The sequence below is a fragment of the Mesorhizobium sp. L-8-3 genome (assembly GCF_016756615.1).
GTDB lineage: Bacteria > Pseudomonadota > Alphaproteobacteria > Rhizobiales > Rhizobiaceae.
This window is the reverse complement of record NZ_AP023262.1, coordinates 8,389,960-8,408,528: the sequence shown is the minus strand read 5'-3', so window position 1 is coordinate 8,408,528 and position 18,569 is coordinate 8,389,960. Positions and strand designations below refer to the sequence as shown.

General features: G+C 65.3%; 18 protein-coding genes. 7 read left to right on the top strand and 11 right to left on the bottom strand.

Annotation, left to right across the window (positions count from 1 at the left end; all coding sequences use genetic code 11):
* Window positions 1-159 precede the first annotated feature (159 nt).
* From JN302_RS38650 to JN302_RS38630, 5 genes are all read right to left on the bottom strand, one after another.
* Window positions 160-1,197, bottom strand: coding sequence for an ABC transporter ATP-binding protein (locus JN302_RS38650; protein ID WP_202309473.1), 1,038 nt, complete (start codon window positions 1,195-1,197; stop codon window positions 160-162).
* Window positions 1,194-2,246: an ABC transporter ATP-binding protein gene (locus JN302_RS38645; RefSeq protein WP_202331155.1), complete on the bottom strand. Its 1,053-nt coding sequence runs from the start codon at window positions 2,244-2,246 to the stop codon at window positions 1,194-1,196. Before JN302_RS38645 ends, JN302_RS38650 begins: the two co-directional genes overlap by 4 nt.
* On the bottom strand, window positions 2,243-3,187 hold the full coding sequence (locus JN302_RS38640) for an ABC transporter permease (protein WP_202309471.1): 945 nt from the start codon (window positions 3,185-3,187) through the stop codon (window positions 2,243-2,245). The genes JN302_RS38645 and JN302_RS38640 overlap by 4 nt, the downstream gene beginning before the upstream one ends.
* Window positions 3,184-4,164, bottom strand: a complete 981-nt coding sequence (locus JN302_RS38635) for an ABC transporter permease (RefSeq protein ID WP_202331154.1) — start codon at window positions 4,162-4,164, stop codon at window positions 3,184-3,186. The genes JN302_RS38640 and JN302_RS38635 overlap by 4 nt, the downstream gene beginning before the upstream one ends.
* A gap of 152 nt (window positions 4,165-4,316) precedes the next feature.
* Window positions 4,317-5,942 (bottom strand): ABC transporter substrate-binding protein, encoded by a 1,626-nt coding sequence (locus JN302_RS38630; protein ID WP_446720704.1) that lies wholly within the window; start codon window positions 5,940-5,942, stop codon window positions 4,317-4,319.
* A gap of 248 nt (window positions 5,943-6,190) precedes the next feature.
* On the opposite strand from JN302_RS38630, the gene JN302_RS38625 reads away from it, so the two are divergent.
* Window positions 6,191-6,979, top strand: a complete 789-nt coding sequence (locus JN302_RS38625; RefSeq protein ID WP_202331153.1) for a YiiX/YebB-like N1pC/P60 family cysteine hydrolase — start codon at window positions 6,191-6,193, stop codon at window positions 6,977-6,979.
* A gap of 101 nt (window positions 6,980-7,080) precedes the next feature.
* On the opposite strand, the gene JN302_RS38620 is transcribed toward JN302_RS38625, so the two are convergent.
* A complete protein-coding gene (locus tag JN302_RS38620) occupies window positions 7,081-7,887 on the bottom strand; it encodes a LytTR family DNA-binding domain-containing protein (RefSeq protein WP_202331152.1) in 807 nt (268 codons plus the stop codon).
* A gap of 180 nt (window positions 7,888-8,067) precedes the next feature.
* Between JN302_RS38620 and JN302_RS38615 the strand changes: the two genes are divergently transcribed.
* Entirely contained in the window at window positions 8,068-9,048 is a 981-nt protein-coding gene (locus JN302_RS38615; RefSeq protein ID WP_202331151.1) for a DUF6622 family protein, read from the top strand.
* Here JN302_RS38615 and sigJ read toward each other — a convergent pair.
* Genes sigJ through JN302_RS38600 form a run of 3 tightly spaced genes read right to left on the bottom strand, consistent with a single transcriptional unit; the run spans window position 9,027 to window position 10,865 of the window.
* Window positions 9,027-9,911: an RNA polymerase sigma factor SigJ gene (gene sigJ, locus JN302_RS38610; RefSeq protein ID WP_202331150.1), complete on the bottom strand. Its 885-nt coding sequence runs from the start codon at window positions 9,909-9,911 to the stop codon at window positions 9,027-9,029. The two genes, JN302_RS38615 and sigJ, sit on opposite strands and share 22 nt — an antisense overlap.
* Window positions 9,912-9,921: 10 nt before the next feature.
* Entirely contained in the window at window positions 9,922-10,476 is a 555-nt protein-coding gene (locus tag JN302_RS38605) for a hypothetical protein (protein ID WP_202331149.1), read from the bottom strand.
* The gene (locus JN302_RS38600) at window positions 10,476-10,865 is read right to left on the bottom strand and encodes a hypothetical protein (protein WP_202331148.1); all 390 of its coding nucleotides are present in this window, start codon (window positions 10,863-10,865) and stop codon (window positions 10,476-10,478) included. Before JN302_RS38600 ends, JN302_RS38605 begins: the two co-directional genes overlap by 1 nt.
* Before the next feature lie 223 nt (window positions 10,866-11,088).
* Between JN302_RS38600 and JN302_RS38595 the strand changes: the two genes are divergently transcribed.
* A complete protein-coding gene (locus tag JN302_RS38595; RefSeq protein ID WP_202331147.1) occupies window positions 11,089-13,071 on the top strand; it encodes a PhoX family protein in 1,983 nt (660 codons plus the stop codon).
* A gap of 88 nt (window positions 13,072-13,159) precedes the next feature.
* On the opposite strand, the gene JN302_RS38590 is transcribed toward JN302_RS38595, so the two are convergent.
* Window positions 13,160-13,630 carry a CYTH domain-containing protein gene (locus JN302_RS38590; protein ID WP_202331146.1) on the bottom strand — a complete coding sequence of 157 codons (471 nt, stop codon included), beginning with the start codon at window positions 13,628-13,630 and terminating at the stop codon, window positions 13,160-13,162.
* A gap of 101 nt (window positions 13,631-13,731) precedes the next feature.
* Here JN302_RS38590 and JN302_RS38585 point away from each other — a divergent pair, with 101 nt between their 5' ends.
* From JN302_RS38585 to JN302_RS38570, 4 genes are all read left to right on the top strand, one after another.
* The gene (locus JN302_RS38585; protein ID WP_202331145.1) at window positions 13,732-14,394 is read left to right on the top strand and encodes a CerR family C-terminal domain-containing protein; all 663 of its coding nucleotides are present in this window, start codon (window positions 13,732-13,734) and stop codon (window positions 14,392-14,394) included.
* Window positions 14,391-15,335, top strand: coding sequence for an HlyD family secretion protein (locus JN302_RS38580; RefSeq protein WP_202331144.1), 945 nt, complete (start codon window positions 14,391-14,393; stop codon window positions 15,333-15,335). The genes JN302_RS38585 and JN302_RS38580 overlap by 4 nt, the downstream gene beginning before the upstream one ends.
* 125 nt (window positions 15,336-15,460) lie before the next feature.
* Window positions 15,461-16,378: an ABC transporter ATP-binding protein gene (locus JN302_RS38575; RefSeq protein WP_202331143.1), complete on the top strand. Its 918-nt coding sequence runs from the start codon at window positions 15,461-15,463 to the stop codon at window positions 16,376-16,378.
* Window positions 16,375-17,526 (top strand): ABC transporter permease, encoded by a 1,152-nt coding sequence (locus JN302_RS38570; protein ID WP_202331142.1) that lies wholly within the window; start codon window positions 16,375-16,377, stop codon window positions 17,524-17,526. The genes JN302_RS38575 and JN302_RS38570 overlap by 4 nt, the downstream gene beginning before the upstream one ends.
* A 10-nt stretch (window positions 17,527-17,536) precedes the next feature.
* On the opposite strand, the gene ligD is transcribed toward JN302_RS38570, so the two are convergent.
* Window positions 17,537-18,475 carry a non-homologous end-joining DNA ligase gene (gene ligD / locus JN302_RS38565; RefSeq protein ID WP_202331141.1) on the bottom strand — a complete coding sequence of 313 codons (939 nt, stop codon included), beginning with the start codon at window positions 18,473-18,475 and terminating at the stop codon, window positions 17,537-17,539.
* Window positions 18,476-18,569: the final 94 nt, after the last annotated feature.

The window sequence follows — 18,569 nt, the reverse complement described above, 5'->3', positions numbered from 1 at the left end:
TCTCCAGATTGCCCCGTGCATGAGGGTTGATGAAAGCTGCGGTGAGGCGAAAAAATTGCGGAACTGAAAATCGCATAAATTCGATTGCGAAAAAATGCAATCGAAAGATCGTAATCGATTGATGGAGGCCGACGGGAGCGCATCCCGTCTGATTTCGGCCTAACCTTTGGCTTCCGGGGCGTAGAGATGGCAACGCACCGCGGTGCCTTCGGCATTGTAGACAGGCGGCGTCTCGGTTCGACAACGCTCCATGACGTGCGGGCAGCGCGGATGGAAATGGCAGCCCCGGGGCGGCTTGATCGGATTGGGGATCTCGCCGGCGATGGGTTCGCGCTCGACCGTCTCCATGCTGATATCGGGTACGGCGTCGAGCAGCATGCGCGTATAGGGGTGCTTCGGCTGAGCGAACAGCATTGCCGCCGGAGCTTCCTCGACGAGACGGCCGAGATAGAGCACCCCGACGCGGCTCGCCATGTGCCGGACGACGGCGAGATTGTGGCTGATGAAGAGATAGGTGAGACCGAGGCTCTGCTGGAGGTCGCGCAGCAGGTTCAGCACCTGCGCCTGCACCGAGACGTCGAGAGCCGAAGTCGGTTCGTCGCAGACGATGAAGTCGGGCTCGGAGGCGAGCGCACGGGCGATGGCGATGCGCTGGCGCTGGCCGCCGGAGAATTCGTGCGGGAACTTGCCGGCGTCGCGCGGGTCGAGCCCGACCAGCGACAGCAATTCGCCGACGCGCTGTTCCCGCTCCCGCGCATCCGCCTTCAGGCCGAAGGCCTTGATGGGCTCGGCCACGATGGCGCCCACGCGCCAGCGCGGATTGAGGCTGGCGAACGGGTCCTGGAAGATCATCTGGATCTGTCGGCGGATGCGGCGCTGCCGGGCAGCGCTGCGTTCCGCCCATATGTCGGCGTCGGCGATGCGGACCGTGCCGGCGCTGGGCGGCAGCAGGCCGACGGCCATCCTGGCGATGGTCGACTTGCCCGAGCCGGACTCGCCCACCAGTGCGTAGGTTTCACCGCGCCGGATGGAAAGCGCGACGCCGTCGACAGCGGTGAGGGTCACCTTGCCACTGCCGTCGAGCATGCGGTTCAGCCAGCGCTTCGACAGGTCGAAGACGCGGGCGAGGCCCTCGATGTCGACCAGCGGGGCTTCGGTATGGCCGGACAGCGGCGTTGCATCCAGGCGTGCGCTCATCGGTTGGCCTCCCCGGGGCGGGCTCGGACAGTGATCCCGGCGGCCGAGGCCGCGGCAAGTGCGCTTTCGGGCGCGGCCGGTCCGCCCGTGTCGAGCAGGAAACAGGAAGCCTGGCTCCGGCCGGCCTCGTATATGCCGGGCCGCTCGGCCGGGCATCGCTTGAAACGGAACGAGCAGCGCGGGTTGAACGCGCAGCCGGCAGAGATGGCGCCGAGCCGCGGCATCGAGCCGGGAATCTGCGCAAGACGCTCGTCCGGATCGCCGGCGAGCGAGGGAATCGCCGCCATCAGCCCGTGCGTGTAGGGGTGTTGCGGGTGCCTGATGACGTCGCGTACCGCCCCGAGTTCGGCGAGCCGGCCCGCATAGAGCACGCAGACCCGGTCGGCGGTTTCGGCGATGACGCCCATGTCGTGGGTGATCAGCATGACGGAGGTTCCACGCTCCTTGCACAGCCGCTTGATGAGGGCGATGATCTGCGCCTGGACGGAGACGTCAAGCGCGGTGGTCGGCTCGTCCGCGATGACGAGTTCGGGGTCGGCGGCGAGCGCGAGCGCGATCACGACGCGCTGGCGCATGCCGCCGGAGAACTGATGCGGATAGGCGGAGAGCCTGGCGCCCGCCGCCGGAATGCCGACCTCGACGAGCAGCCGTTCCGCCTTTTCCGCCGCCGCCTTCGGCGAGACCCGCTGATGGGTCAGGATGGTTTCGGTCAACTGGTCGCCAATCCGGTACAGCGGGTTCAGGCTGGTCAGCGGATCCTGGAAGATCATGCCGACGCGCTTGCCGCGGATGCGGCGCATGGCCGGTGGCGGAAGATTGTCGATACGCTCGGATCCCAGCCGGATCTCGCCGCCGGCGATCCGCGCCGGCGGATCGAGCAGGCCGATGATCGACTGGCCTGTGATCGATTTGCCGGCGCCGGATTCGCCGACCATGCCGAGCACCTCGCCGGGGGCGATGTCGAAGGACAGGTCGTCGATTGCCACCAGCACCCCGCGGCGCGTGGGGATCTCGACACGAAGATTCTGGACGGAAAGGGTCGGGGTCATCTGAGTTTCGGATTGAGCGCATCGCGCAGCCAGTCGCCGAGCAGATTGACGGCGAGCGCGAGGACGGCGAGCGTGATGCCGGGGAACATGGTAATCCACCATTCGCCGGAGAACAGGAAGTCGTTGCCGATGCGGATCAGCGTGCCGAGCGAGGGTTGCGTGGGCGGTACGCCGACGCCGAGGAAGGAGAGCGTGGCTTCCGTTATGATCGCCAGGGCGAGGTTGATGGTGGCGATGACGAGCACGGGACCGAGCACGTTTGGAAGTACGTGGCGGAACATGATGGTGACGGGCCTCAGCCCGATCAGCCGGGCCGCCAGCACATATTCCTTGTTGGCTTCGACAAGCACGGAGCCGCGCACCGTGCGGGCGTACTGGACCCAGAAGCTCAAGCCGATCGCCAGGACCAGCACGGTGAAGACGATGTCCTGGTAGGCCTGGGGACCGGCGAGCGCGCGCGCCATGCCATCGATCAGCAGCGCCGTCAGGAGCGCCGGAAAAGTGAGCTGCACGTCGGCGATGCGCATGATGATCGTGTCTGTCATGCCGCCGGCATAGCCGGCGATAAGGCCGAGGCTGACGCCGAGCACCATGGCGAAGATGACGCTGGCGAAACCGACGGCCAGCGAGATGCGCATGCCGTAGAGGATGGTCGACAGTACGTCGCGGCCCTGGTCGTCGGTGCCGAGCAGGAAGCCGGGCTGGCCGTCCGCCGACCAGGCAGGCGGATAGAAACTGTCCATGACCGAGATGGCCGCAGGGTCGAAGGGATTCTGCGGCGCGATCAGCGGGGCGAAGAGCGCGGCCAGAATCAGCATGAGGCTTACGATTGCCGACGCCACCGTCAATGGCGAGCGCCGGAAGGAATAAAAGAGATCGCTGTCGATGATGCGGCGCGCAAGCCCGGCGCGCGCCGGCTGATGTCCGATCGTATCGGTCATGCCCTGGCTCCTCCGACGCGGATACGAGGATCGACGACCACATAGAGCATGTCGACGACGAAATTGATCGCGGTGAAGAGGAAGGCGATCAGCAGAAGGTAGGCGGCCATGACCGGTATGTCGGCATTCTGAACGGCCTGCAGGAACAGCAGCCCCATGCCCGGCCATTGGAAGACGGTCTCGGTGACGATCGAGAAGGCGATGATGGAGCCGAGCTGGAGCCCGGTGATGGTGATGACGGGCACCAGCGTGTTCTTGAGCGCGTGGCCGAAATTGATGGCGCGGCGGGTGAGGCCGCGCGCGCGGGCGAATTTGATGTAGTCGGTGCGCAGCACCTCGAGCATCTCGCTGCGCACCAGCCGCATGATCAGCGTCATTTGAAACATGCCGAGCGTGATCGAGGGAAGGATGAGCGAGACGAGACCCGAACGCGTGAGCAGGCCGGTCGTCCAGAAGCCGCCAAGGGAGACCGTCTCGCCGCGTCCGAAGGATGGCAGCCAGCCGAAATTCACCGAGAAGACGTAGATGAACAGGATGCCGATCAGGAAGGTCGGCAGCGATACGCCGACGAGGCTGACGGCCAGGAACGCCCGCGACAGCAGCGTGTCGCGATAGAGCCCGGTGTAGACGCCCATCGGCAGGCCGACAAGCAGCGCGAACAGCGCCGATACCAGCGACAGTTCCAGCGTGGCCGGCAGCCTGGCTGCGATCAGCTGAGCCACCGGCTGCTTGATCTGGTAGGAGATTCCGAAGTCGAATTGCACCGCCTTGCCGACGAAACGGCCGAACTGGACCAGCACCGGATCGTTCAGCCCGAGCTGCTCACGCAATTCGGCTCGCTGTTCGAGCGTGGTGTCGACGCCGACGAGCTGGTTCACGGGATCGCCCACGAACCGGAACATAAGGAAAGAAATGAGCGCCACGACCAGCATCACGCCGGCCATCTGGATGAGGCGCCTGATTGCGAATGCGAGCATGCCGAACCTCTGGCTGCCGGGCCTGAAGCCGGCCGCCCGGATGAAATCCGAACAGCCGGCCGGCCCTGTGTGCCGGCAACGGCCCGAGACCTGTCGTCACGGCCGATATGATCGAGGAAACGCCGCCTCGAGCGGCGCACCCCGTCCGAACGTCACTTCAGCGTGGCCCAGTAGAACAGCACCTGGTCGTCGGGCCGTTGCACGATGTCGAGGTTCTTGCGCTTGCCCCAGGCCAGCGATTGCTGATGGAGCGGGATGTGCGACGTCTCGTCGACCATGATCCGATAGGCCTGGCTGATCAGATCGTTGCGCTTGGCAAGGTCGGCTTCGACGAGGATCTGCTTGGCCAGCTCGTCGACCTTCGTGTTGCAATAGCCGCCGAGATTGAAGGGGCCTCCCTTGCCGGTCGCGTCGCGGCAGGTCGCCAGGCTGACCAGCACGTTCCACGAATCGAACGAGCCGGGCGTCCAGCCGAGCAGGAAGAAGTCGGTGTCGTAGCCGCCGGGCGCCAGCACCTTGGCGAAATACTTGGCCTTGGGCTGGGCGTTCAGGTTCACCTTGACCCCGACCTTGGCGAGCATCGAGACCACGGCCTGGCAGATCGCCTCGTCATTGACATAGCGATCGTTCGGGCAGTCCATGCCTATGGTGAAGCCGTCGGGATAGCCGGCATCGGCAAGCAGCTTCTTCGCTGCTTCCGGATCATAGGGCCAGCGCTCGAAGTCGCCTGACTTCTCGAAGAGCTGGCTGGCGATCAGCAGCGGAACCGGGGTCGAAAGATCGCGCATCACGCGCTTCCTGATCGCCTCGATGTCGATCGCCTGATAGAACGCCTTGCGGACATTGGCGTCGCGGAACGGGTTCTTGCCCTTGACGTCCGACGTCGGCAGTTCGTCGCGGAACTGGTTGAAGCCGAGATGGATCACGCGCAGTTCCGGTCCGGTCAGGGCGTCGGTGTTGGGATCGGACTTGATGCGTTCGATGTCCTGAACCGGAACCGGCTCGATCAGGTCCACGTCGCCCGAGAGCAGCGCTGCCACGCGCGTTCCATCGGCCGCGATCGGGGTGAACACCACGCCGTCGAGATTGTGTTCGACCTTGCCCCACCAGCCCTTGTTGGCCTTGTAAATCGTCTTGACGCCGGGTTCGTGCGATTCGATCGTGAAGGGGCCGGTGCCATTGGCCATGTAGGCCGAAGGCGCCGGATTGGTGTCCTTGGCCGAAACCGGCTTGACCGCGCCTTCCTTCTCCGCCCACTCCTTGTCGATGATGTACCAGGTGTCCCACTCGGCGAACAGGATGGGATTGGGCGTCTTCAGCTCGACCTCGACCGTATGGTCATCGATCTTCTTCCAGACCGAATCGGCCGGGATGCGCGTCTTCAGGTCGGATCCGTCCGCGCGCACGCGCTCGGCCGAGAAGACCACGTCGTCGGCCGTGAAGTCGTTGCCGTTGGCGTATTTCACGCCCTTGCGAAGATGGAAGCGCCAATGCAGCGGGTCGACCATCTCCCAGCTTTCGGCGAGTCCGGGGATGATCTTCAGGTCCTTGTCGCGCTTTGTCAGCCCTTCATAGACGTTGCCGAGCATGCCGAGCGTGAATGTCTCGTTGAGCGTATAGGGGTCGAGCGCATTCAACGATCCCTGGAAGGCGAAACGCAAAGTCTTGCCCTCCTCGGGCGAGGCGATAGCCGTCGTCGCGGCCAGCATCGCGCCGAGCAGAAGTCCGCCGCGCCCGACCCTTCGGGTCACGGAACGGGCTGCCGATCGTAGATCCATTTCTGAGGTCCTCCAACCTTATAGTTGTATATTTAACGTGTGACATAATTTCCTGCGACGGCAAAGTTGAACCTTTTGTGAATCGCCGCCACGAGCCTCTGGAGGCCGTTACAATGCTCCAACAATCCCGGGATGGGAATAGGGGACGTGCGGATCCGCCGGATGCCCTTGCTGCCGCGCCGGCCGAGGCCGTGGTCTACCCTCTTCACCTTCGGCCGGTACGCGCCCATATTGGCCGGGGAGGCGGCATGCAACCAGACACATTTCTCGACAGGATCGGCCGGTTTCTGGCCAGGCGGCTGGTGCAGGAATCCTCAGGCTACGAGCCCTACACGCCGTCCGATCCCGAGACATTGAGGCGCACGCTCGAGCCCGGCGACATCCTGCTGATCGAAGGCAACCAGCGGATCTCGGCGGCGATCAAATACCTCACGCAGTCGACCTGGTCACATTCGGCTCTCTATGTCGGCGACGCTTTGCCGGATCCGGACGACGGCACGGAGCGGCGGCGGCTGATCGAGGTCAATCTCGGCGAGGGCTGCGTGGCGGTGCCGCTATCCAAATACCGCACCTACAATACCCGCATCTGCCGCGCCAGCGGGCTGACGCCCGAGGATCGTGAGCAGGTCGTCCGTTTCATGATCGAACGGCTCGGCCTCAAATACGACCTGAAGAACATTTTCGACATGCTGCGCTACTTCATGCCGGCGCCGCCGGTGCCTGTGCGATGGCGCCGGCGCATGATCGCCTTCGGCTCGGGCGACCCGACCCGGGCGATCTGCTCGTCGATGATCGCCGAGGCCTATGGGCAGATCCGCTATCCGATCCTGCCGGAGATCACGCGAGCCCCGGGCCGGGCGTCGGCGGAGTCCTCCTATTCGCGCAGCGAGATCCTGCACATCCGCCATCACTCGCTCTACACGCCGCGCGATTTCGATCTGTCGCCCTATTTCCGCATCGTCAAGCCCACGCTGGAATATGGTTTCGACTATCGATCGGTGACATGGGCCGAGACTGCCGACAAGGCGGCAGACTAGCGAATCGACCCGAAATCGCGTTCGATTTTCGGAAGGCACGATGCGCAGATCCGAAGCAATAGAGCGTCCGTTGCGCGTCCGGACGCGCGGCGCACTGGTGGCTAGGCGAGCCCGGCGGCCCGAACCGCTTCGAGCCAGGAGCGGCTGACCGGCAGAAGCGTTTCATCGCTCATCCTGAGGAAAAGCCTGCCGTCCCTGCTCAGGCTGCCGGCGACGGCGTCGAGCGCCACCCAGTGCGAGCGGTGGATCTGCAGGCCCGGCACGCCTTCCAGTTCCGCGATGGCGTCGGCGAGCCGCATGAGCACCAGCGTGCTCCCCTTTTCGGTATGCACGTCGACATAGTGATCCTGCATCGACAGATAGGTGACGTCGCCGCGCAGATGCGGCGGCAGCCGGTCGAGCAGCTTTGGCCGCGCCTTGGCAGCAACAGCCGAGCCCGGAGATGGTTCTTCTGACAACGGGACCGTCGGGGAGGAGATAGCTGGAGCGGAGGCCGTACTGGCCGCCGGTTGCCCGTTGTCGATAAGACCGAACAGCACGGTGACGGCGCCAGCGATGAGGCTGCAATTGACATAGAGGGTGAGGATGTCGCCGGTCGCGGTGGTGGGCTCGTGGAAGATCGCCTTGTTGAGCAGCACCACGATCGCCGTCACCGGGAGCCCGGCCGTCAGCCCGGCAAGCGCGATTCTCACCGGCCGGTTCCCGACATCTCCGAGCAGGAAGTGGAAAAGCAGGCCGATGGACAGATAGCCGGCGAGGAAGGTGGCCAGCGCCGTGGCGAACCAATAGGCGAGGCGCGGCGCCAGAGCGAGGTGTTCATAGGTGTCGAACGGGCCGGCGACGCCGAGCACGATCGACACGGCAACGATCACGCCCCAGAAGCGCGGCGCGACGGTCAGAACCTGCATTCTACGAAGCGCGAATTGCAGAATCCCGTCCTTCACGTACCCGACCGTCCGTTTGCGAAGATGCCTTTGATGCCGAAGCACCCGACCGTCATGGTGCCGCCGACAAAGGGCCTGCGGCAACCGGGTCCTGGACGCAGATAGCCCGAGCGCTCGGGCGCTTCAACATGTCGGGAGAATTCGATGACGCTCCAGCCGCTCCTCGAGGCGCAGCCGGCGATCCAAATCCATGCTTTCGCCGCAATATCGGCCTTCCTGCTCGGCGCGGTGGTGCTGTTCCGCCGCAAGGGCGACAAGCTGCACCGGCTCGGCGGCCGGGTCTGGGTGGCGCTGATGCTTGTGGTGGCGCTGTCCTCTTTCTTCATCCATACGATCCGGCTATGGGGCGTCTGGAGCCCGATCCACCTCTTGTCGATCGGCACGCTCCTGTCGCTGGCTTACGCGGTCCGCAAGGTTCGCGGCGGCGACGTCGTCGCGCATGCCGCAGCCATGCGGACCACCTATGTCGGCGCTCTCATCGTCGCCGGCGCCTTCACGCTGGCGCCCGGGCGAATCATGAACGAGGTCGCCTTCGGAAGGGCAGGTTCTGCCGACGCCGCGGGCTCGGGGGTAGCGGCGAGCCATCAAGGACCGACCATTGTCGGCATCGTCACCCTCACGCCGCTCTGGGTCTGGCCGCTGCTTCTCTATGTTCTCTATGCCGGCTGGAAGGCGACCAGGGACCGTGTGGTCACGCCCTGGCGACCGCTCGTGATGCCCGCCGTGGCCGCCGGCCTCGCGCTCCAAGAGCTGATCTCGCCAGGCCTTTCGCTTGCGGGTCTGGCCGCCTTTGCCGTCGGCGCGGCGGGCGGGAGCGTGGCCGGCCTTGTGCTCGGCCGACGTCGGCCCGCGGAGCGGCGTGGCGACGGCAGGTTGGCGCTCAAGGGCGACTGGGTTCCGCTCCTGCTGCTTCTTGGCATCTTTGGCCTGCGTTATGCGATCGGCGTCGCTCTCGCCATCCATCCCTCCCTCGGCCAGGATGTGGGGTTCCTCGTGGCAAGCCTCGCACTCTCAGGGCTGTTTGCCGCCATGATGATCGCTTTGACCATCGCCGCGCTCCCTGCCGGGACGGTCCGCCTGGCCGGGCTGGCCGGCCGGGCGGTTCAGCCCTCTGCCGGCAAGTGAACGGCCGCGAGCTTGTCGGGATTGCGCACGACATAGATCGCCGCGATCAGTCCGTTCTCGTCGATCGCGAGCCCGACCGTCTGGTCGAGCTTCCCGCCGATATCGATCAGCAGGCCGGGCGCGCCGTTGATCGAAGCGGCGCGCATGCCGACCGCGCTCGGATCATAGAGCTTGTGGTAGAGGCCGAGGAGCAGTCGCGCCACCTTGTCCTGTCCGGTAACGACGTTGAGCGCCGAACGCGCTCTGCCGCCGCCGTCCGAAACGAACTCGACGTCGCGCGCGAGCAGTTGCTTCAAGGGGCCGAGATCGCCGGTCTCGGCGGTGCGGGCGAAGCCGGCGACGAAGCTGTCGACGTCCTGCTGCCTGGCCTGGAAGCGCGGGCCGCCGCTCCTCAGCATCTTGCGGGCGCGTGACGCCATCTGCCGGCAGGCGGCCGGCGAGCGCTGAAGCGTCTCGGCGATCTCGTCGAAGGACAACTCGTAGAGATCGTGCAGGAAAAGCGCCGCCCGCTCCAGCGGCGACAGCCGCTCAAGCGCCCGCATCACGGCGAAGGAGATGTCGAGCGCGACGTCGCCGGCATGTTCGTCGATGCTGCCGGCGGCTTCGACCAGCGGTTCCGGCAGCCAGGGACCGACATAGGTCTCGCGCCGTTTCTGCGCCGACTTCTGCCGGTCGAGGCAAAGATTGGTGACGATCCGCGAGAGGTAGCGCCCGGAATCGACGGGATCGGCAGATGCGGCGAAGCGCAGCCACGCGTCCTGCACGATGTCCTCTGCCTCGCTGACCGAGCCGAGATAGCGGTAGGCGAGCCGCAGCAGGCGCTTGCGCTGGCCGAGATAGGCTGCCAGCCTTTCGTCTTGCATACCGGCCTCGTCAGGATCCTGCACCCGCCTTCTCCAATGCCGCTGTTTCGGCGCGAAGCGCGGCGACGACCGGCTCGCAGGCGTTGCCATAGCCCATGCCGCGCTTGAAGAGCGGATAGAAGAGACCGGAAACCGTCGCTGCCGCAAGCCCGGCGATGCCCTGTCTGCCCCAGCGCCGCTCGCATTCGGCGGCGATTTCGGCAAGTTCGGGATCGTTGGCGATGATTGCCGCCGCGTAGCGCGCTGCCAGCTTCATGTCGGGCGGTGCACCGGGCGAGCCTGTGAGGAGATCCGCGACGTCGGCTCGGGCCACACCGGCCTCGACTGCCATATCCACGACAAGCCGCAGGCACGATCCGCAGTCCGCCCACTTCGTACCGGTCAGCTTGGCGGCAAAATAGACGTTGGCCGGCAGGCCGAAGCGATGGCGCGTGAAGCCGTTGGCGAGGCCGAGCTTCAAGGCGCCAACGGCGTCGATATCGGCGAGCTCGCGCATATAGGCCGTGTCGTAGCGATAACGGTTCTCGAACTGCGCGAACTGGCGCTTGAGCAGAGCGGCGAGCATCAGGCGGCCCTCCCGGCAGGCGTGGCGCCGGCGCGTCCGAGTAGCGCGCAGAACGGCAGGAAGCCGGGTACCAGGATGACGAGCGTGTCGCGAAGTGCCGCCGCCGGCGTCGTGCCGTGGGTGACCATCTCGACGAGATGCAGGCCGGCGTGACCGCCGAGGAAGACCAGCGCCGGAGCAAGCACGGCGGTGCCACCGGTCTTGGCCGCGAGCCAGAGTGCCGCGGCCGAGGCAAGGAAACCGAGACCGATGTCGCGGATGAAGTGGGCGTTGGCCGGCCCGGTGTCGACGACGCCGGGAACGGCCGCATACCAGGCCTCCGGCGTGGCCAGCATGAACAGGCCGTTGAGGCCGTGGTAGACGCTGAGAAGGACAAGAACAAGACGCATGGCTCGATACCTCCATATCCTCCCGACGAGATAGGGTGGCCGTGTGTGACATCGCCGGCGAAATTATTCCGGAAGGCGACGTTGGTAGGCGATGACGCGATCGTGTTTCCGCAGGGCTTCCGCGCTCCGCTTTTCCGTCATCAAACTGTCAATGCCCGCCTTTATGCCGACCCCGAAACGCCCGCCGGGCGCTTCTACCCAGACATCCGAGAGGTCGAGGCAAATGAGCAAGCATCCGCACGAATTCCGCACCAGCCTGCTGGAAGAGAATGACGGTCCCGGCCACAATCCCACGGCGAATCCGACCATGGGCGAGATCATCGCCACGCGGTTCTCGCGTCGCGCGCTGCTCAAAGGCTCGCTCGCCGTCTCGGCGATCGCCGCGACGGTCTCGCCGATCGCCCTGATCACCGCCGACAATGCCCGCGCCGAAGGCGGCTCGGCCTTCACCTTCGCCGAGGTCGAGGCCGGCATCGACGAAAACCACCACGTTGCCGAAGGCTATGACGCGGACGTGCTTCTGCGCTGGGGCGATGCGGTGCTGGCGGACGCGCCGGAGTTCGATCCGAAGAACCAGACCGCCGAAGCCCAGGCCAAGCAGTTCGGCTACAACAACGACTATGTCGGCTTCATTCCGATCGATGGTTCGGCGACGCACGGCCTGCTGGTGGTCAACCACGAATACACCAACGAGCACCTGATGTTCCCCGGCATCGTCACGATCGCCGAAGGCAAGGTGAAGGTCGCCGACGCCGACCAGAAGCGCGTGGACATCGAGATGGCGGCCCATGGCGGCACCATCGTCGAGATCCGCAAGGTGGACGGCAAGTGGCAGGTCGTACGCGACGGCAAGCTCAACCGGCGCATCACCGCCGCCACCGAGATGGAGCTCACCGGCCCCGTCGCCGGCCATGACAGGGTGAAGACCAGCGCCGACCAGACCGGCACCAGGGTGATCGGCACCGTCAACAACTGCGCCGGCGGCGTGACCCCCTGGGGCACCTACATCATGGCCGAGGAGAATTTCCACGGCTACTTCATCGGCGAACTGCCGGCCGGCCACGCCGAGGCCGCCAACTACGAACGCCTCGGGATTCCCGAGGGCGCCTATTCCTGGGGCCAGTTCTACGACCGCTACGACATCTCGAAGGAGCCGAACGAGCCGAACCGTTTCGGCTGGATCGTCGAGGTCGACGTCGAGGATCCGACGTCGGCGCCGAAGAAGCGCACCGCGCTCGGCCGCTTCAAGCACGAGGGGGCCGAGTCGATCGTCGCCAAGGACGGACGCGTCGTCTTCTATCTCGGCGATGACGAGCGCTTCGACTATGTCTACAAATTCGTGACGGCCGGCACCTACAATCCTTCGGACCGCGCCGCCAACATGACGCTGCTCGACGAGGGTACGCTTTTTGTCGCCAAGTTCTCCGAGGACGGCAGCTTCGAATGGATGCCGCTGGTCCACGGCCAGGGCTCGCTGACGGCCGAGAACGGGTTCGACAGCCAGGCCGACGTGCTGATCGAGACCCGCCGCGCGGCGGATCTGCTTGGCGCCACCAAGATGGATCGTCCCGAAGACGTGCAGCCCAACGGCGTCAACGGCAAGGTCTATGTGATGCTGACCAACAACACCAAGCGCAAGGACGAGCAGGTCGATGCCGCCAATCCGCGCGCCAAGAACGCCTTCGGCCACATCATCGAGCTGGCCGAGGAGGGCGGCGACTTCACGGCCGCCAAGGGCAAGTGGGAAGTGCTGCTGAAATGCGGCGATCCCGCCGTCGCCGAAGTCGGGGCGACCTTCTCGACCGGCACCTCGCCCAATGGCTGGTTCGGCATGCCCGACAATTGCGCGGTGGATGCCGCCGGCCGGCTCTGGGTCTCGACCGACGGCAATAGTCCCAAGGCGACCGGGCGCACCGATGGCTTGTGGGCAGTGGACACCGAAGGAGCGGCACGCGCCACTTCCAAGCTGTTCTTCCGCGTGCCCGTCGGCGCCGAACTCTGCGGCCCGCTGTTCACATCAGACGACGAGACCGCTTTCGTGGCGGTCCAGCATCCGGGCGACGGCGGTGAAGACTGGGAGAAATTCGGCCGGCCCTCCTACTACGAGGACCTGTCGACCCGCTGGCCCGACTTCAAGGACGACATGCCGGTTCGGCCGGCCGTCGTCGCCATCACCCGCAAGGGAGGCGGCAAGATCGCGGTCTAGCAACGAGGCGGAAACTAACGGTTTGGGGGCCGTCGCGGTATCGTGGCGGCCTTCATCTTATCGCGGGCCGCCGCATGGCGAGGGAAGCTCACGCGATTGGCGGGCGTCCGTTCACGGCCATCCAGGCATTGTAATAGGGAGGCTCGCCGGTCACTTCGCGTCCGAGCCAAGGCGGGAGGTCGCGATCGGCGACGGCTTCCGGCGTCTCCAGTTCCGCAAGCACGAGGCCAGCCAGGTCGCCGGCAAAGACGTCCACCTCATAGATCCGGTCCCGATGCACCACGTGGTGGCGCGTCTTTTCGATCACGTGCCCGACCGCGAAGGCCAGCATCTCCTCGGCGTCCTCGATCGGAATCGCATATTCGAATTCGTCGCGCTCGCGGCCGTGATCGCCGAACTTGAGGGTCAGCATCGCTGAGGCCCCGTCGCGGATACGCACGCGAACGGAACGATCCGCCGAGGCGTCGAGATAGAACTGGCGGATTCGCACCACTTTCCCGACGCCGTCACGCCAGGCATCGTCCCTCACCAGAAACTTCCGTTCGATTTCCTTGGCCATGACGCCGAATAAAGCGTGCCGGGCAGGACCTTGCAACGGCCTTGACTTTAATCAATCGTTTGATTAAACTTGTGCAAGCCGAAACGAGAAGAAGGTTTGCCATGGATCCGGTTCCCGCCACCTCCGCGGAGCAGACGCGCCGGGCGCTCGTGCATGCCGCACTGAGGCTGTTCGGCGCAAAGGGTTTCGACGGCACGTCGACGCGCGACATTGCGTCGGCGGCCAACGCGAATATCGGTTCGATCGCCTATCATTTCGGTGGCAAGGAGGGGCTGCGCGCCGCCTGCGCCGCCTTCATCGTCGAGACCATCCAGTCGATCGCCAGTCAGGCCCTGTCGCCCGGCACGGAAGGGCCGATCGGAAAAGCGGCCGCGGTCGCACAGCTGAACGCGGCGATCGAACGCATGGTGGCTTTCGTGGTCGCGCAGCCGGCGGCGGGAGAGATCGTCCAGTTCGTCCTGCGCGAGCTCGCCCACCCCACCGCGGCGCTCGACACGATCTATGACGGGGTGTTCGAACCCTTGCACAGGCGCCTCTGCGGACTGTGGGCGGAAGCGACCGGCGAAGACGCCGAGAGCGAGGCCACCAAGATCGCGGTCTTCACCATGATCGGGCAGGTCATCTACTTCCGGATCGGACGGGAGGCGGTGCTGCGCCGCATGGGTTGGAAGGAGTTCGGCTCCCAAGAGGTGACGGAAGTGATCTCGGCGGTCAAGGGCAATCTCGCGGCGATACTGGCCGCGAGGAAGGAACCGGGGCGATGAGCGTGCTGTGTTCGATCCCCTATGTCGCCATGCTGTTTTCAGCCTGCAGCCCGGCGCCGCTCGCCGTCGGCTATGTCGAGGGCGACTATGTGCTGCTGGCTCCGATCGACGTGGCGCAGGTGCGCGAGGTTTCGGTCAAGCGTGGCGAGCGGGTCGAGGCCGGGGCGCCGATCGCAGCGCTTGAATCGGACGACGCGACGATCGCCGTGGCGCGCGCCGAGGCGGCGCTCGCCCAGGCCGAGGCGCAACTGGCGGATCTGCAGATCGGTCGCCGGCCGGACGAGATCGCCGTGCTCGAGGCGACGCTTGCCTCGGCCGTCGCGCAGTCCGACGAGGCCAAGCGGGTGCTGGCGCGCGCGGCCGATCTGTTCAAGCGCGGGATTGCCGCGCAAGCGCAGCTCGACGAGGCCAGAACCCAGGCGGAGGTCGCCGAAGCGGCCATAGGCCAGGCCAAGGCCAATCTCGCCGTGGCAAAGCTGCCGGCGCGGCCGGAGGCGATCAAGGCGGCCGAGAGTGCGGTGAAACAGGCCCGCGCCGAGCTCGATGCGGCGCGCTGGAAACTCAGCCAGCGCTCGATCACGGCGCCGGCCGCCGGGCGGATCGACGACGTCATCCGTAATCCGGGCGACATTGCGGGCCCTGCGGCGCCTGTGGCGTCGATGCTGCCCGACGGAGCGGTGAAGCTGCGCGTCTACATTCCCGAGGCGGCCTTCTCGAAGGTCGAGGTGGGCAAACTGCTCAAGGTGAATTGCGACGGTTGCCCTCCGGGGCTCACGGCACGGGTGAGCTACGTCTCGCCCGACCCCGAATTCACGCCGCCGGTGATCTACTCCCTGCAGGCCCGGCAGAAGCTCGTCTATCTGGTCGAAGCCCGGCCGGAAGGCGACGGCAGGAGCCTGCAGCCGGGGCAGATTGTTGATGTGGACTTGGCAAATGAGTGAATGGTGAATGGTGAATGGTGAATGGCAGGAAATCGGCGCCGTGCTGGCGAACATCCGGCCGGCCGTTTCATCACTTTTCCATTCACCATTCACTATTCACCATTCATCTGAACCGCAGGTGAAGCATGAATGCCATCGACGTCCACAACCTCGTCAAGCGCTTCGGCACCAAGACCGTCGTCGATCACGCGTCGATGACCGTCGCCGAGGGTGAGATCGTGGGGTTCCTGGGGCCTAACGGGTCCGGCAAGACGACCACCATCCGCATCATGTGCGGACTGCTGACGCCAGACGAGGGCTATGGAACGGTGCTCGGCTATGATCTGAAGGCGGAGCCGCTGCGCATCAAGCGCGAAGTCGGCTACATGACGCAGAAATTCTCCTTCTACGAAGACCTGACGATCGCCGAGAATCTCGAATTCGTCGCCCGGCTCTACCAGTTGAAGCCGGTCGCGGAGCATGTCGACCGGACGTTGGAGGACCTCGGCCTGGCGACCCGGCGCGACCAGCTGGCCGGGACGCTGTCCGGAGGGTGGAAGCAGCGACTGGCGCTCGCCGCCTGCATCATGCACAAGCCGCGCCTGCTCCTGCTCGACGAGCCGACAGCCGGTGTCGATCCCAAGGCGCGTCGCGAATTCTGGGACGAGATTCACCGCCTCGCACGCGACGGCCTCACGGTGCTGGTATCCACGCACTACATGGATGAGGCGGAGCGCTGCCACCGGATCAGTTATATCTCCTACGGTCGCATGCTGGCGACCGGAACCGTCGACGAGGTGATCCGCAACTCCGGCCTGTCGACCTTCGTCATCGAGGGACCGCACCTCGACGAGGTGCAGGCGGCGCTGCAGGGCAAGCCCGGCGTCGAGCAAGTGGCGCCTTTCGGCTCGACGCTGCATGTGGTCGGCTCGGACCGCAAGGCGCTGGAGGCCACGCTGAAGCCGATCGCAAAGCGTGCGGGCACCACGGTGCTGCCTGGTGAAACGAGCCTCGAGGACGTCTTCATCCAGTTCATGGGCGCGTCCAAGGACAACATGGCATGAAACGGAAGGGTTTCCACTCCATCTTCTCCTTTGCCCGTCTCGGCGCGCTGCTGCTGAAGGAGTTCATCCAGATGCGGCGCGACCGCATCACCTTCGCCATGATGCTGGGCGTGCCGCTGATGCAGCTCGTGCTGTTCGGCTTCGCCATCAACAACGACCCGAAGAGCCTGCCGGCCGCCCTGGTGGCGACCAGCAACGACCGCTTCACGCTCGCCATGGTCTCGTCGCTGCAGATGACCGGCTACTACCGCTTCGATCATATCGTGGCGAGCGAGGCCGAGGCCGAGGAACTGATCGCCAGGGGAGATGTCTCCTTCGTGGTGACCATCCCGGCCGATTTCGACCGCAGGGTGGAGCGCAACGACCATCCGCAGATCCTGATCGAGGCCGACGCGACCGACCCATCCGTGGCGAGCGGAGCGATCTCGACGCTCGGCACGGTCGCCTCCCAGGCGCTGCTGCGCGAGCAGGGCGTCGAAGCGGTCACGGCCAGGGATGCCGCCAACGCGCTCGAAGTGATCGTGCACCGGCGCTACAATCCGGAAGGCATCTCGCAATACAACATCGTGCCGGGCCTGCTCGGCGTCATCCTGCAGATGACCATGGTGATGATGACGTCCATGGCGCTGACGCGCGAGACCGAGCGCGGCACGATGGAGAACCTGCTCGCAATGCCGGCGAGCCCGTTCGAGATCATGCTGGGCAAGATCCTGCCCTATCTGGTGATCGGCGCCGTGCAGGTGGCGGTGGTGCTTATTGCCGCCAAGCTGCTGTTCGGCGTGCCCTTCGTCGGCTCGCTGACGCTGCTGCTCACTACTGTCCTGATCTTCGTCCTGTCGCTGGTGCTTCTCGGCTACACGATCTCGACGGTCGCCAGGACGCAGATGCAAGCCATGCAGCTCACCTTCTTCTTCTTCCTGCCGTCCATCCTGTTGTCGGGTTTCATGTTCCCCTATCGCGGCATGCCGGGCTGGGCGCAGGTTTTCGGCGAGATATTCCCCCTCACCCATTTCCTGAGGATCATTCGCGGCGTCATGCTGAAGGGCGCGGACTTCAACGCCATCGCCTCAGAGGTCTGGGCGCTGATGCTCTTCATCGTCGTCTTCGCGGTGATGGCGCTGGTGCGGTTCCGCCGTACGCTGGATTGAGGCGCCGGTTTCATCGCCTGTTCAGGGGCTTGCCCTTGTCGAAGAAATCGGCCCAGGGGTCCTTCTTCTGGAGCCATGACCGGGTCCGGGCAGCGCCGATCGTGAAATCGCAGGGGCCGACGCCGTCTGCCACCATCTCCCAGGTGATCGGCATGGCGACGGTGGCGCCTTCCTTGGCGCGGGACGAATAAGGGGCGACCGTGGTCGACCCGCGGCCGTTGCGCAGATAGTCGATGAAGATCCGTCCCTTGCGCGCCTTCTTCGAGAGCGTGGCCGTGTAGCGGTTGGGGGCAGCCTCGGCCAGCGCCTGCGCGAAGTCATGCGCGAAGCCCTTGACGGCGTCCCAATCTGCCTTGGGCTTCAGCGGCACGATGGCATGATAACCCTTGCCGCCCGATGTCTTGACGAAATTGGGCAGGCCGAGTTCGTCGAGCTTTTCTTTCACCTCGAGTGCGGCGTGGCGCACGTCGTCGATGCCGAGGCCCTCGTCGGGGTCGAGGTCGAACACGATCTGGTCGGGCTGCTCGATCCTGTCGATCGTGGCGCCCCAGAGATGGACCTCGACCACGCCATATTGGACCAGCGCGGCAAGTCCGTCGAAATCCTTGATAAAGAGCAACTCCTCGCCGTCTTCCGGATCGGACATCCTGCGGATCGCCTTGTGCATGCCGGGAGAGGCATGTTTCTGGAAGAAGCGCTGCCCTTGGACGCCATCGGGCGCGCGGACGAGTGCCAGGGGGCGATTTATGACGAAGCGTTCCATGCGCGGCCAGACGGCGGCATAGTGGTCGAGCAGATCGGCCTTGGTGATGCCCTCGTCCGGCCAGAGCTCCTTCTCGGGGCTGGAAAGGGCAATTCTGGTCCCGGAGCGGCGATTCGGCTGGCGCGAGCTCTTCTGCTTATCCTCGGCCCTCCGGGCGGCTTTGCCGTCGGCTTCCGGCTTCTCCATGACCACCTCCCTGGGATCACCTCCCTGGCCGGCTTGTCCTCGCGCCGCTGGAAAGAAGCACGAGCGAAGTGCGTGCCCCGTGTCCGGGAACCGA